At 68.4% G+C, this 13,495-nt stretch carries 13 protein-coding genes; 5 read left to right on the top strand and 8 right to left on the bottom strand.

Features of this window, described 5'->3' with window-relative positions; all coding sequences use genetic code 11:
• Positions 1-361 precede the first annotated feature (361 nt).
• A complete protein-coding gene (locus tag F5544_RS19020; protein ID WP_167474424.1) occupies positions 362-1,066 on the top strand; it encodes a TetR/AcrR family transcriptional regulator in 705 nt (234 codons plus the stop codon).
• Between the two features lie 24 nt (positions 1,067-1,090).
• A complete protein-coding gene (locus F5544_RS19015) occupies positions 1,091-1,948 on the top strand; it encodes an NAD-dependent protein deacetylase (protein WP_167474423.1) in 858 nt (285 codons plus the stop codon).
• Positions 1,949-1,960: 12 nt separating this feature from the next.
• Here the strand turns inward: F5544_RS19015 and F5544_RS19010 are convergent, their stop codons facing one another.
• Together F5544_RS19010 and F5544_RS19005 are read right to left on the bottom strand one after the other, a co-directional pair.
• The gene (locus F5544_RS19010) at positions 1,961-3,097 is read right to left on the bottom strand and encodes a serine/threonine-protein kinase (RefSeq protein ID WP_167474422.1); all 1,137 of its coding nucleotides are present in this window, start codon (positions 3,095-3,097) and stop codon (positions 1,961-1,963) included.
• A gap of 58 nt (positions 3,098-3,155) precedes the next feature.
• Positions 3,156-4,703, bottom strand: a complete 1,548-nt coding sequence (locus F5544_RS19005; protein WP_238847327.1) for a putative glycoside hydrolase — start codon at positions 4,701-4,703, stop codon at positions 3,156-3,158.
• A 159-nt stretch (positions 4,704-4,862) separates the two neighbouring features.
• Here F5544_RS19005 and F5544_RS19000 point away from each other — a divergent pair, with 159 nt between their 5' ends.
• A complete protein-coding gene (locus F5544_RS19000; RefSeq protein ID WP_167474421.1) occupies positions 4,863-5,858 on the top strand; it encodes a polysaccharide deacetylase family protein in 996 nt (331 codons plus the stop codon).
• Here the strand turns inward: F5544_RS19000 and F5544_RS18995 are convergent.
• The 6 genes from F5544_RS18995 to F5544_RS18970 form a co-directional block, all read right to left on the bottom strand.
• Complete coding sequence (locus tag F5544_RS18995) at positions 5,852-6,499, bottom strand: hypothetical protein (protein ID WP_238847326.1); 648 nt, start codon at positions 6,497-6,499, stop codon at positions 5,852-5,854. The genes F5544_RS19000 and F5544_RS18995 overlap by 7 nt on opposite strands.
• Positions 6,500-6,615: 116 nt before the next feature.
• Complete coding sequence (locus tag F5544_RS18990; RefSeq protein ID WP_167474419.1) at positions 6,616-7,683, bottom strand: hypothetical protein; 1,068 nt, start codon at positions 7,681-7,683, stop codon at positions 6,616-6,618.
• 123 nt (positions 7,684-7,806) lie between these two features.
• A complete protein-coding gene (locus F5544_RS18985) occupies positions 7,807-8,358 on the bottom strand; it encodes a hypothetical protein (RefSeq protein WP_167474418.1) in 552 nt (183 codons plus the stop codon).
• 1 nt (position 8,359) lies between these two features.
• Positions 8,360-9,511, bottom strand: coding sequence for a hypothetical protein (locus F5544_RS18980; protein WP_238847325.1), 1,152 nt, complete (start codon positions 9,509-9,511; stop codon positions 8,360-8,362).
• A 25-nt stretch (positions 9,512-9,536) separates the two neighbouring features.
• The gene (locus tag F5544_RS18975) at positions 9,537-9,971 is read right to left on the bottom strand and encodes a FixH family protein (protein ID WP_167474417.1); all 435 of its coding nucleotides are present in this window, start codon (positions 9,969-9,971) and stop codon (positions 9,537-9,539) included.
• On the bottom strand, positions 9,968-11,461 hold the full coding sequence (locus F5544_RS18970; RefSeq protein WP_238847324.1) for a hypothetical protein: 1,494 nt from the start codon (positions 11,459-11,461) through the stop codon (positions 9,968-9,970). The genes F5544_RS18975 and F5544_RS18970 overlap by 4 nt, the downstream gene beginning before the upstream one ends.
• A gap of 132 nt (positions 11,462-11,593) precedes the next feature.
• Between F5544_RS18970 and F5544_RS18965 the strand changes: the two genes are divergently transcribed.
• Both F5544_RS18965 and F5544_RS18960 read left to right on the top strand, forming a co-directional pair.
• Positions 11,594-12,838 carry a sensor histidine kinase gene (locus tag F5544_RS18965; RefSeq protein ID WP_167474416.1) on the top strand — a complete coding sequence of 415 codons (1,245 nt, stop codon included), beginning with the start codon at positions 11,594-11,596 and terminating at the stop codon, positions 12,836-12,838.
• Entirely contained in the window at positions 12,835-13,491 is a 657-nt protein-coding gene (locus tag F5544_RS18960; protein ID WP_167474415.1) for a response regulator, read from the top strand. The genes F5544_RS18965 and F5544_RS18960 overlap by 4 nt, the downstream gene beginning before the upstream one ends.
• Positions 13,492-13,495 lie beyond the last annotated feature (4 nt).

Raw genomic sequence — 13,495 nt, 5'->3', positions numbered from 1 at the left:
CGACGTATCGACCGACATGCCATACATATTGCGAAGTTTCGCGAGATCATCCCAGGACCGCACCGAAAGATGTTGTGCACAGGCCCATCCGAGCCGACACCTCGTCACCCGCACGCCGACCCCTGACCAGCGGTTGCCGCATTCCGGCAATACACGCGCTATCACCCCCGACTGTGACCCGACCCACTGATGTCGAACAGATCCTTCACCTCGGTCACTTCCGGCCCTGTACCGAGGACCCGGATCCTGTGCCCACCACTGAACTCCGCGCCGCCGTCCCCGATAATGGGGCGCGGGCCGAGCCGAATCGGTGGCCCGGCGGTGGGGACGTAACCCCGAACCGACCCGAGAGAAGGTATGGATGCCCGACGAGCGGCCGTGCGCGACAACCCTGTTCGATCCCGGCGAGCGTGCGCCGGCGGAGTGGGTGAGCACGGCTTTCGCCGACCGGCATCGGGCGGCCCGGTCGACAGCGCTGGCGTCGCCGCGCGGCAGACTCATCGAGGCGATGGTGGAATGTGTTGAGCACAAAGGCTATTCGGCCACCACACTGAGCGATATCGTGGCGCGGGCCCATGTTTCGCGCAGCACCTTCTACGAACAATTCGCGAACAAGGAGCAGTGTTTCGTCGAGGCGGTGCACACCGGCATCGATATCGTGGCCTGCCGGATCGCGGAGGAACTCGCGCAGCTGCCCGCCGACGCGGATGCCGTGGCCAAGATCGCGTCGATGGTGGCGACATATTGTGAAACCGTCGCCGCCGAAGCCGATTTCGCGCGCCTGGTACTGGTCGAGTCGTTCAAGGTCGAGCAGGCCGCGGTGGCCTACCGCGATCTCGCCGTCGACCGGTTCGCGGATCTGTACCGGGAGTTCTACGCGCAGGCGCGCGCCGCGGATCCGGCGCTGCCGCAGCTGCCCGACCACCTCATCGCGTTGATACCCGATGCCATCGGCGAACGGACCCGGCGGGTGATAGTCGACGCGGGCGCCGCGCGGGTACCCGAGCTGGCGCCGCTGTTCACCGACTACGCGCTCGCGGTGCTCGGCCTGCGCGGGCGGCGCTGATCACCGGCGTCGTACGCTGGACACATGCCCGATATCCAGGAACCGCCCGGATTCGAGCGGCTGCTCGAATCGCTCGGCGGGCGCCGGATCGCCGTCCTGACCGGCGCCGGGCTCTCCACCGACTCCGGCATACCCGACTATCGCGGCCCGGATTCGCCGCCCCGCAATCCGATGACGTACCAGCAGTTCGTCGCCGATCCCGTATTCCGGCAACGCTATTGGGCGCGCAACCACATCGGTTGGCGACGCATGGACGGTTCCTGGCCGAATGCGGGACACCGGGCGCTGGCCCGGCTGGAACGGATGGGCGCGGTCACCGGCCTGATCACGCAGAACGTCGACATGCTGCACACCAAGGCGGGGCAGCGCCGGGTGATCGACCTGCACGGCACCTATGCCCGGGTGCGCTGCCTCGGCTGCGACGCGCTCATCTCCCGGATGGCGCTGGCCGAGCGGCTGGAGGCGGCCAATCCGGGATTCGCCGCGGCGGCGCGGCTCGACGGGCTGGAGGTGGCGCCGGACGCCGATGCGGTGGTCGCGGACACCACGGGCTTCGTGATGGTCGATTGCGCGCGCTGTGGCGGCATGCTCAAACCGGACATCGTGTATTTCGGCGAGAATGTGCCGAAGGATCGGGTCGCCGACGCATATGCGGTCGTCGAGTCGGCGGATGCGCTGCTGGTCGCCGGATCGTCGCTGACCGTACTGTCCGGGCTGCGATTCGTCCGGCACGCCGCCAAGCTCGGGCATCCGGTTGTCATCGTGAACCGCGGGCGGACCAGGGGCGATGAACTGGCCACGCTCACCCTGCACGCGGGATGCTCACCGACGCTGACGGCACTGGCGGACCGACTCTCGACGCGGTTCGAGATCCCGGCCTGAACTCCGCCGGGATCAACCGGGCGAGCCCAGCCGGGGCGCGGTCGGCACGCCGGACGGCGATTCGGTGGTCGCGGTTTCGGTGTCCGACGTTTCGGTGGTCGGCGAATCGGTAACGCTCGGAACGGGATTCGAGGTGTGCGCGCGATTCGAGTAGTGGTCGTACAGCACCCAGCCGGTGATGAGAGCGATCAGCACGATGACGATCACGGTCGTACTCATGCGGTCCCGGGATCCCGGCCCGGCGGATTTCGGCCGCGCCGCATCCGGTTCCGGCGCGGCACGCGCACCCGCGGGGTTGATCCTGGTCGGTCCGGTTCGCGAAAACCTCGGCCCCGCAGCTCCTTCCAGCGCCGCCCCGGCCGCGACCAGCAACTCGCCCGCCGAGTCGTATCGCGCCGTCGAATCCTTGGCCATCCCGCGTGCGATCACCGCGTCGAATGCCACCAGCCCGGCATCCATCGCCGACGGCCGCGGCGGCGGTGCGGAAAGGTGCGCGGTGATCAGCTGTTCGACACTGTCGCCGGGAAACGGCCGCACACCGGTAAGGCATTGGTACAGAACACAACTCAGCGAATACACATCCGAGCGGGCATCGCAGACGCCGCCGGTCAACCGCTCCGGAGCCATATAGGCGAAGGTGCCGATCGCCGACCCGACGGTGGTCAGCGCACTGTCTCCCGCCGCCACCGCGATACCGAAATCGATCAGGTACGCGAACCCGGCCGCGGTGACAAGGATGTTGGACGGCTTAACATCCCGGTGCACCAGTCCGGCCGCGTGCGCCGCGTCGAGCGCACCGGCGATCTGGCCGAGCCGTTCGACGGCCACCGCGGCGGGGAGCCGTCCTTCGGCCGCGAGCAGCGTCCCGAGATCGGCGCCCTCGACCAGTCGCATGTCCAGGAACAGCCGTCCGTCGATTTCGCCGTACGCGTGAATGGGCACGATATGCGGTTCGGTGAGCCGCGCCGTCGCCCGCGCCTCGCGGCGGAACCGCTCGCGATATGTCTCGTCGTGCGCGAATTCGCGCGGCAGCACCTTCAGCGCGACGGTGCGGCTGGTCTCGGTGTCGTATGCCCGGTAGACCTGCCCCATACCGCCCGCGCCGAGCAGCTCGAGCAACCGGTATCGCCCGAACGGCGTCCCATCCACGCTGTACGAGTACCACATTCGGCCGCGCCGTTCAGCGCGTCGGCGGAATTCGGCGAATTCAATCCAGATGGTATGTGACCGTTGGACTCCAGAGAAAATAACTGTCGACATTCGCCGCCGCGCAGGCAGCGATTTGCGCCTGCACCCGATCCGGTCCGTAATCGACGCCGAGGCTGAAATCCTGCAGCCACGGCACCAGTTTCGCACCGGTGCCCGCGAGTTTCCCGGCGAAATCGGCCAGCGCGCGGTACACGATGTCGTAGGGCTGGGCATTGGGATTCGCCACGCCGTATTCGCCCGCGTTCCAGTGCGAGGGATACAGCATCGGCGACACATAGTCGAGGCTCTTCGCCATCGCCGGAATATCCTGTGCGATCTCGTCGGGCCGGGTGGCGGCGATACCGAAGACGGCGGCGCTCAAATAGGCGCCCGCATCGCGAACCGGGTCGCGGCTGTCCCGCAGGAAATCCGCGATGGATATCGACGGCTCCTGTGTCGCGCCGGGAAAGCGCATCTGCGACAGACTCCCGTCCGGGCGCCGAATGTAGTCGTACATGATCCCGTCGAAGCCGATCCGCGCCGCCTCGACCGCGAGATCCGTGTTGTACCTGCGGATTTCGGGTTGAGCGAAATTCGTGAACGCGATCGGTCCATAATGGCTGGCGTACGGCTGCCCCGCCGGGTTCTGGATCACCCAGTCGGGATGCCCTGAGCGCCAAGCCCATCCGGCCACGGTGGGATCGCGGAAGGCGACGATCCGGCCGACCACCTGCAGGCCGAGGTCGTGCAGTTGTTTGACCGCCGCGCGTGCGTCGTAGATGCCCGCGACCGCACCGGATTCCCGGGCCAGCGGCACCTGCGAGTCGTAGCCGACCACACCGTCCTCGTCCTTGATATCGAGTTGTACGGCGTTGATGCGGCCCGCCCGCGCCAGCCGCAGCACCCCTTCGCGCAGCCCGGCGTCGGCCCAGCCATACGCGGTCACATGCACCGCTTTGATCTGCGGCACCGTGACGGTCGCCGTAATGTCCTGTGCCGCTTCGTTTCCCGCGGCGTCGACGGCCACCAGCCTGCCGCCGACCGGCGCCCGCGGCAGCGTCAGCTCGAATGAGCCGTCCTCGCTCACCCGGGCCACCTGATCGCCGACGCTCACCCGCTCCGCGCCGATCGCCTTGCCGCGCACCGTGACCGGATGCCGGTAGGACAGCGCGGTGACCGGCTGCAGCTGGTCCAGACGGGGCGGTTTGCTCTGTACGGTAAAGGTTGTGGTGACGCCGGGACCGGTGCGCAGGAAGCTGAGCGAGCCGCGCGGCGGGATGGTCGCGCCGAGGGTGTGTTTGCCGTCGGGCAGATAGCCGGGCTGGAAGTGGACGACCGACCCGTCCACCCGGCCGCTCACCGGTTCACCGTCGAGCGTCAGGCGAACGGCATGTGGATCGTTGCCGCGCGCGTCCACCTGAATATCCAAGCCCGGCAACGCTTTCGCACCGACCGGCCCGTTCGGCACACCGGCCACCGGCAGCCGCTCCGGCTCGGCCCTGACCGCACCGACGGCCACCGAGACGACCAGGATCGACAACACCGCGGTCAGCGTGGCCAGCGTCAAACGGTGTCTACCGCCGCCGGGCCGCCCGCGCCGGCCAACCGTCCTGGAGTGCCGCCCTGTCCGCCGGATCCGTTCGAGCAACGCGCGCACCAACTTTCGTTCGTCGATGCCATTACTATCGCGCAAACGAAATCGCGACGCGCGGCTATTGTTGGATCGATGACGCGTCCGTTCGCGCTCGGCAGCCGAATATGCTCGGCGATCATGGTTTTCCTGATCGCGGGCTGCGGCGCGCCCGCGCCGCGGCCACCGGCCGAAACGAGCAGCGCAGCGCCGCAGGCGGCGTCCGCTGCGGCACCGATCGACGCCGACGAGCTCGGCGTCGTGCCGATCTTGATGTATCACCAGGTGGTGGCGGACCCACTCGGCGAATACGACCAGACCCCGGACAAATTCCGCGCCGAACTGGAACGGCTGCATCGCGAGGGCTACCGCCCGGTCACCGTATCCGATTACCGCTCAGGACATCTCGACCTGCCAGCGGGTACGCATCCGGTAGTGCTCACCTTCGACGACTCGACGCGCAGCCAGCTCACCCTCGCCGAGGGCGGCGCGCCGACACCGGACTGCGCGGTCGGCATCCTCCAGGAATTCGGTGCGCGGAATCCGGATTTCCGGCCCACCGCAACGTTTTACGTGAACAACGACCCGTTCGGCGGCGATCCGCGCGCACTGCCGTGGCTGGCCGCGCACGGCTACGAGATCGGCGCGCACACCGCGACCCACGCGAACCTCGGCAGGCTGGACCGCGCGGGCGTGCAGCGCGAACTCGTCCAGAATCTGCGCGCGATCGAGGCCGCCGTCCCCGGCGTCGCGGTGCGAACCATGGCCCTGCCGCTCGGCGTCTACCCGGCCGATCGCGCGCTGGCCACCTCCGGTAGCTGGGACGGGCGCGACTACCGGTTCGACGCCGTCCTACTCGTCGGCGCCGAACCGGCACCGTCGCCGTACGGCAGGCTCGACCCCGCCGCGCTGCCCCGAATACGTTCCGGCAGAACCCGAGTCGCCTTCGATTCGGGCTACTGGCTGGACCGGCTCGCCGCGAACCCGGACCAGCGCTACACATCCGATGGCGGCACGGCCACCGTATCGTTTCCGAAAAGCCGTGCCGCCGAATTGAATCCGCAATGGGCGAGCCGGGCCCGCCCCTACTGATCGATCGAAACCCACCCCGGCCACGGCCGGGGACCGACATCGCCGCGGATACAGGCCAGCCGGTGTGCGCTCTGCCCGCGCAATCCCGGATCGGCCGTCGCGGCCACCGTGACCTCGACGACCATCCGGAATTCCTGGATGTCGCGCAATAGATAGCAGCCCGGCCATCGTGTGACGTCCTGGCCGTACGCCTGGCAGAATTCGGCGTATTCCGGTGCGGTCCGCCAGCCGAACGACCACAGCTCCATCGATATCCGCACCAGATCCCACTCCGGCGGCCCGATCACCGCCCGCTCCAGTGCGAGCGGAATGACCATCGCGCCATCGATGACGATCAGCTCGTCGAGCGGTGCCGAACCGCGGATGACGCACCACGGCCTGCCGAGCGGCATGCTGTCCCACCGGCCCGACAGCTCGGCCAGATGGCCGGTGAGCCAATTCCGCTCGTCCGGGTCCAGCATCCGGGCCGCGGCGATTCCGGCCGCCATGCCCGCGAACGGATCCAATTGGGCGAGTTCGGTATTCCGTGGCCGGGGTAGCCGGTGTAGGTGTTTGAGGGATTCCGCCGTCGCGGCGGGCCCGGACAAGCCGGGATCGGTTCGGGTGGAGAGTGCAGTTCTTCGAATTCCATTGTCCGGCATCGCTGAACTCCAGTCACTGCCGTGCCTGCCGACTGCTGGTATTTGCTCACTACCTGGCGACCGCGTTCGGGCGCCCCTCCAAGGGTACGTCGAACGGCGTTCCACTACTTCGTGTTTCAGCTTCCGGACGACGTGGCAGCCGGTTGGTCCATGACCTGTCCAGTACCGGTCGGCCGGGTCAGCCCGGCTCTGGTGCGATACCGGATCAGCAGCCAGAGCAGCACCGCCTCGGCGATCGCGGTGAATACGGTGAGGAATTGGCTGAAGTAACTGGCCAGCACATTCACCACGGTCAGCGAGAGAACGGTGGACCAGATTCCCACGCGCACACCGATTTCCGCGCGGCCGCGCAGCCACGTCACCGAACCGGCCGCGTACCCGATCGCGACTATCAACTCGGCCACCGCGGCGATCGACAGACCGACAAGGGATTTCCAGCCGTGGTGCTGCGACGGGTCGAGCATGTGATCGAGTTGCCGCCACGGCGAATGCCAGCCGGAGATCACCACCACCGCGGCCACCAACCGCACCAGCGTCCACACGGAATGGCCGAGCATCACCGTGATCAGCGCGACCCGCAGGAACGGCAGCGGCAGCAGCGCCGCCTCGAGCCGCACCGCGGTGTGGGCGATCCTGGTGCTCAGCGCGGAACGGTTGTCCTCGTGGGTGGTGTTGAGGTAATCGGTGAGCGCATCACACAATTCGATCATGTCGGGCCCGAAGGTGCTGCGGTCCAACCGATTCAGCCGATCCAGCAGGTTCGCCCGGCGCTGCGGGCCGATCCTGGAGCCGACCTCCTCGCCCACCTGCGCGGTGACCTCGCCGAGTATCACCGACGGCGCCTGCACCCGTTTCCTGGCCGCGTACCGGGCGACCAGCACGATGAGCAGAAAGGCCAGATAAATAATGGGCGCGGCGAGCGGGAAGAAATAATCGTTGTCCGCGGTGATGAATTTGCCGACCTCGTCGATGAACAGGCCCAGCCCGACACCGGACAGCACCGCCGCGGTATTCAGTGCCGCCCGGCCCGTGAACAACAGGAATACCAGGCAGGCGATCACCAGCAGCAACCCGCCGAACAGCGCGTGCGCGATGTGATAGGTGCTGCCGCCGATCTTCGGATACCCGGATGCCATCAAATACAGCCGGGTGATCACCACCGTCAATCCGAATCCGACGGCCATCACCGTAACCAACCGCCCCGATTCGGAACGCCATCTCATCGTTGTCAATCGCGTACCGAACATTGGGACACCATGGCACATCCGCCCGCCCGTCCACCACCGCCGTCGATATTTTCCGGCGAGCTACAGCGGCGCCGCCGCGGCCATCCGGCCCGGCCGCACCCGTCGCCACGCGATGGCGAACAGGGCGATCAGCCCGAGCACCGGCAGCGCGCATACCACCCAGCTGGCGGCGATCGGCGGACCGGGCTGATCCAGGACCGTCAGATTCTCGAGCGCGCCCGCGCCGTGCCCGGCCGGCCCGTCGATCTCGAATCCGATGCGGTAGGTGCCCGGCGCGTCGAACGCGCGAACGTCCAGCCCCCAATCGTCGCGCTCGCGGGGATGGCGGACCAGCGGCTCCACCTCGTGTCCGCCCTTGAAGCCGGGACCGTCCAGCACGAGTTTCCCGGATTTCCCGGCGATTCCGCCGTCCGGGGTGAAGGTGAAGTCCAGCGATTTCATCGCACGCAGCGGCCATACCGAGAAGCCGAGGGTGACGTCGTACGGCCCGGCCTTGACGTGCTCGGTGTGCACGACGGTCACCGGGGTGACCGCCGATGCGGGCGTCGCGGGGAGCAGCAGCGTCAGCAGTGTGACACCGAAAATCGCTGCGAGAGTGCGTAATACGCGCATGTCAGCGTCCCTTTCCGGACAGCGCGACCAGTTCGTCGTAGCGCAGCAGCAGCGCGATGCGCTGGCCGAGGAACCCGGCGAGCGCGCCGATCGCGATACCCCACACGCCAATGGTCACCAGGCGCGAGACCGACGGCGTCGCGAGATGCCAGAGGAGCACATGCTGCATCGGGAACGTCACACCGATCACCAGACCGCCCACTGCGCCCATCAACGCGGGCAGCCAGCGGGTGGGCCAGCCGCGCCGCAGCGCCTGCCAGCGGATTCCGTCGACCACCACTGCGGCGATGATCAGGCACACCGGGATAGCGCTCGGAATCGACGGTGGGTGCGCGACGAGCCCGTCACGCAGCGGCAGGCCGACCCAATCCGCGTAAACCCGTGCCGCCCAAGGGGAAAACCACCACAGCACCCCCTGCATCGCGCCCAGTGCCACCGCGACGAGCACCGCGCCGTACGGCAACCGCAGCACACCCGCGGACAGGATCAGCAACAGCACGACGAAAAAGATGGTGCCCAGCGTCCGCGGATCGACCGGCAACGGCAACGCCGCGAACGCCAGCACGGTGATCGGGGTGAACGTCATCAGGATCGGCACCGCGAGCACGAAACCCGTTCGCCCCCACAGCTGCTCACGCGCGGACGCGAAGATGATCAGGCTGCCCGCCATGGTGATCGACATGGAGAGGAACAGCGCGATGTGCGGCGGCGAGTTCAGTACCGCGTCGAAACCGTAGATGGAATGCCAGGCGAGATCGAGCAGGCCGTACAGCAGGAACGACGCGGCCCCCGCACCCGCCACCATGTAACCCAGTGGGGCGGTGAACATTCCGCCGAATACCCGGACCGGGACGCCGCCGCGGAATCCAGTGATGTCGCGGTCGGCGCGCTGGGCCGCGGTGGCCCGCAGCACCATCGCCAGGCTGGCGAATCCGGCGATCGCGCTCCCGGAGTACAGGAACAGGTGCGGCAGCGTGAAGAAGGTGTCGGGGCCGACATCGTTGTGCCACTGCACATCCCAGCTCAGCCCGATCAGCGAAACCACGGTGCCGAGCAGCACCGTCAGCGCGCCGGCGCGTTCGGCGTCTATCCGCAGTGCCGCGACGGCGGACCGCGGCCGGGCAACCCCGCCCGGATGGGCCGCTATGTCCATGAATAGTCCTTTCTCACAAGGTATTTCAGTTGCCGACCGTGACCGGCACGATCACCCGGTCGATGCCGGACCGGTCGACGAGGGTGACGGTGATCTGCCACTGACCGGCCATCGTCAGCTCGATACCGTCGGCCCGGAAGCGTCCCGGGCCCACCGGTTTCGCGGTGACCGCGCCGATGGCGTGGCCCATCATCGCCATCACCGGCTCCACCCGCACCTGGTCCAGGGTTGCGGGTGCGCCGTGCGCATCGCTGATCTCGAGGTCGAATGCGGTTGTGCCGACCCGCAAGTCGGCCGCGGTCAGCACAACGGTGTGCTGCGCGCTCGCCGAGGTGAGCACCGTCGGCCCGCCGCTCGACGGCCACAGCGACCAGACCAGCGCGGCGACGGCGAGGATCAGCGCGGCCACGACGACGAGGACGGCGGACCGGCGTCGCACCGGCGGCTGACGAATTGTCATGGTGTACCCCCATTTTCGGTTGACGCGCGAATATCGACGGTGATCGGCACCGTCAGCACCCGGTAGCCGCGCTCGGCCTGGACCCACACCCGGTACCGGCCCGGCAGCGGGAACCGGTAGGTGAACGGCACGGCCGGACCGAGATTCGCGACGGTCTCGTCGGGCGGGCTGTCGCCGTTCGCCGGTGCGATGTTGTAGATCATCGAACCGGAACCGCCGTTCATCGAATGGACGTGTGCCAGCAATTGCGCTCGTTCGGCTGCCACGCCCGCGGGTTCGGCGATGTCGAGCGGACCCGCGACGATCATGTGCCCGGTCATGCCGAGCCACGGTTGCAGCTCGGCGCGGTCGCCGAAGGTCGCGGTGATGGTGACCGGCGCGCCCGCCACCGCGTCGGTCACCGCGACATCGACCGGTGCATCGCCGAGCGAACGCCGCCCCGCGCCCGCGGGATTCGTCACCGGGACGGCGGCGCCGCCGGCGATATCCAGTCCGGCCGCGGCGCGGACCTGCTGTACGCCGCCGCCGCGGCGGGACAGTTCGGCGGCCACCGCGTAGTGGCCCGGTTCCGGTGCGGGCAGCCCCACCTCGAACACACCGGGCGCGATCCGGATCGGATGTACGTGCGAAAGGCGGCCCGACGGCGAGATCAGCAACAGATGCATCAGCGCGCTGTCGTGCACGATCAGATCGTCCACCGGATAACCGGTCGCGGCATCGGACAATTCGATCGTCAGCTCCGCGCCGTCCGGTGAAGTTCGTTGTGCGACGGTCAGATTCACCGGCGGCCTGGAGAAGTTCACGATCGGCGGCTGCGACCTCGCATACGGGTCGGTGACATTGCCGACCGTCGGATCCAGTTGCACTCCGGGCTGCGGCGGCAGCGGGAAAATCACCGAGAGCACCGCCGCGGTCACCGCCACCGCGATGCCTGCGACCAGCCCGGCACCCGGGAGCAGCGCCCATCCGCCGCGCCGGGACCGGGTGGCGACCACCACCGTCGCGACGAGACAGATTCCGGCGGCGGCGAATCCGCCGTAGACGTAGCGCTCCGGCGGCGAAGTCACCTGCGGGCTCGCGACGAACGGGATGCGCGCCACCCGCGTACCGTCATCGATCGCGAGTTCCCATGGGCCTGCCCGATCCACCGGCAGCGTGGTGCCGTACATGCCGGGCGTGCCGGGCAGATCCACCGTTCCCCGCGGCGCCGAACCCGGTGCGCCGCCGGTGAACAGCGCGCTGATCGTCAGTCGCCCGGCTCGGTCGCCGTCGTGGCTCACCACATCCACCCGCAACGGTCCTGGCACCGAGGTGATCCGGCGCAGGATCACGGTGAGCTCGCGCCCGTCGAAGGTCTGCGCGACCTGCACGTCACCACCCGACGACGGGCTGTCCGCGACCGCCGGGCCCGCGCCGCCGAGCGCGATCAGGCCCGCGCACAGCAGAATCGCGCCGATATCCCGCAATCGGGCGCACATCGTGTTCATCATCGTGCACAACGCTAGGAGTGGCATTCTCCTCGGGCATCACCGCAGGAGGTGATCGCGAATCCCCCGTCAGAGTGATGATCGGATCGCCGCGATCTGCCACGATGCGGCCGAGACGGAAGACGGTGAAGTGATATGTGGGGTCCGGGCGGTGACGTCGTCAGGTCGCTGGCGCGCCAATCGCAATTGGTGGCGCTCGGCGCGCTTTTCGCGGATCTGGCGCAGCTGCTGCTGCGGTTTCCCGCGGCATCCGGCTCGGTGGCGTACTGGTTGGTTTGCATCGCGGTTATCGTCGCAGATCTCGCGCTCGCCGCGCCCGCGCGCTGGTCGGGGCGGATCGCGGTGGCGCACGCCGCGGTAATGCTGACCGCGGGAATCCTGTTGTACGACACCCCTGCCCGCTACGGCGGCAACGACGCGGGGGTGATGATCGCGGGCTACCGCGTGGGCGCCTGGCTGCGCGGCTGGCCCGGAATCGCCGCGATGGCAACGCTGTTCGCGGGCGCGATCCTGACCCGCATGCACAACGGCGATTTCGATCTCGCCCATCTGTCCATCGTCGGTGTCAAGAGCTCGATATTGCCGTGGCTGGTCGGCCGGTACACCACCGCGCGCCGCGCCTACCTCGCGGAGCTGGATCGCAAGGCCGACAACGATCGTCGCGACGCGCAGCAGGCCATCGCGGAGGCCGTGCTCGACGAGCGCCGCGCCATCGCGCTCGACCTGCACGATATGATCTCCCACCACGTCAGCGCGATCGGGGTGCACGCGGGCGCCGCGCGGCTCGGCCTGGCCGCGGCGCAAGGCGAGTCCGGCGCGCGAAACTGCTCGGCCGCAACACGAAACGGCACGCTGGTGCTGGCCAAGGCGCTCGACGAGGTCGAAAGTTCCAGCCACGCCGCGATGGACGACCTACGCCGCATGCTCGACCTGCTGCACGGCAACGACGGCGACGGCATGCGCCAACCCGGCCTCGCCAATCTGGACGAGCTCATCGACGGGGTGCGCGCCGCCGGGCTGCGGGTCCGAATGGATGTCACCGGTGCGCATTTCGCGCCGCTGCCCGGATCCCTGGACATCGCCCTCTACCGCATCACCCAGGAGATGCTGACCAATGCCCTTCGGCACGGCGACGGTTCGGTGCACCTGCGCATCGAGCGCGACGCCGCCGGGCTGACCGTATCCAGCGAGAACCCGCTGCCGCCGGATCCGGCTCCGGCCGCCGATCCGGTCACCCATCGCGGGCTGGCCGGAATCCGGCGGCGCGCGGTACTTTTCGACGGCCGCGTCGACCACGGGCCGGATCCGGCGCGCCGCAGCTGGCGCACGGCCGTCACCTTTCCGCTCGCGAAACCGGTTGCGGGCGAGGTGCTGTCGTGACGGTGCGGGTGCTGCTGGCCGACGATCACGCGACCTTCCGGTCCGGGCTGCGGCTCGCGCTGCAGACCCAGCCCGATCTGTGCTGCGTCGGCGAGGCCGGGGACGGGCGCACCGCGGTCGCGGAAACCCTTCGGCTACAGCCGGATATCGTGCTACTCGACGTCCGCATGCCGAAACTCGACGGGCTCGGCGCCGCGGAGGCGATCCTGGCGGTGCCCGGCGCGTTCGCCAAGGTCGTGGTGCTCACCACCTACGATCTCGACGACTACGTCTACCGCGCGCTGCGGGCCGGTGCCAGCGGATTCCTGTTGAAAAGCATGCCGACCGCCGAACTCGTCGCGGCACTTCGGGTCGTCGCCCGGGGTGATGCGCTGATCGACCCCTCGGTGACCAAACGGCTGATCGACCGGTTCGCGGGCAGCCTGGCGCCGCGCCGGGAACCCGTTGAACTGCAACGGCTCACCGCGCGGGAACGCGAGGTGTTGCTGCTGCTCGCCGACGGCAAAGCCAATGCGGAGATCGCGCTGACGCTGCGGGTGAGCGAGGAGACCGTCAAAACCCATGTCTCCCGGATACTGTCGAAGCTCGGGCTGCGAGATCGGGTGCAGGCCGTGGTGTACGCGCACGTGAACGGGCTCGTCGCCGGATCGTAGAAGT

The organism is Nocardia arthritidis, from assembly GCF_011801145.1.
Classification (GTDB): domain Bacteria; phylum Actinomycetota; class Actinomycetes; order Mycobacteriales; family Mycobacteriaceae; genus Nocardia; species Nocardia arthritidis_A.
This window is presented reverse-complemented; position numbering and strand designations above follow the sequence as displayed.

Bases quoted from the DNA above. Each gene is read 5' to 3' on its own strand.
- F5544_RS19020 (WP_167474424.1), top strand. From the start codon at position 362: ATGCCCGACGAGCGGCCGTGCGCGACAACCCTGTTCGATCCCGGCGAG.
- F5544_RS19015 (WP_167474423.1), top strand. From the start codon at position 1,091: ATGCCCGATATCCAGGAACCGCCCGGATTCGAGCGGCTGCTCGAATCG.
- F5544_RS19000 (WP_167474421.1), top strand. From the start codon at position 4,863: ATGACGCGTCCGTTCGCGCTCGGCAGCCGAATATGCTCGGCGATCATG.
- F5544_RS18995 (WP_238847326.1), bottom strand. From the start codon at position 6,499: ATGCCGGACAATGGAATTCGAAGAACTGCACTCTCCACCCGAACCGAT.
- F5544_RS18990 (WP_167474419.1), bottom strand. From the start codon at position 7,683: ATGGCCGTCGGATTCGGATTGACGGTGGTGATCACCCGGCTGTATTTG.
- F5544_RS18985 (WP_167474418.1), bottom strand. From the start codon at position 8,358: ATGCGCGTATTACGCACTCTCGCAGCGATTTTCGGTGTCACACTGCTG.
- F5544_RS18980 (WP_238847325.1), bottom strand. From the start codon at position 9,511: ATGGACATAGCGGCCCATCCGGGCGGGGTTGCCCGGCCGCGGTCCGCC.
- F5544_RS18975 (WP_167474417.1), bottom strand. From the start codon at position 9,971: ATGACAATTCGTCAGCCGCCGGTGCGACGCCGGTCCGCCGTCCTCGTC.
- F5544_RS18970 (WP_238847324.1), bottom strand. From the start codon at position 11,461: ATGATGAACACGATGTGCGCCCGATTGCGGGATATCGGCGCGATTCTG.
- F5544_RS18965 (WP_167474416.1), top strand. From the start codon at position 11,594: ATGTGGGGTCCGGGCGGTGACGTCGTCAGGTCGCTGGCGCGCCAATCG.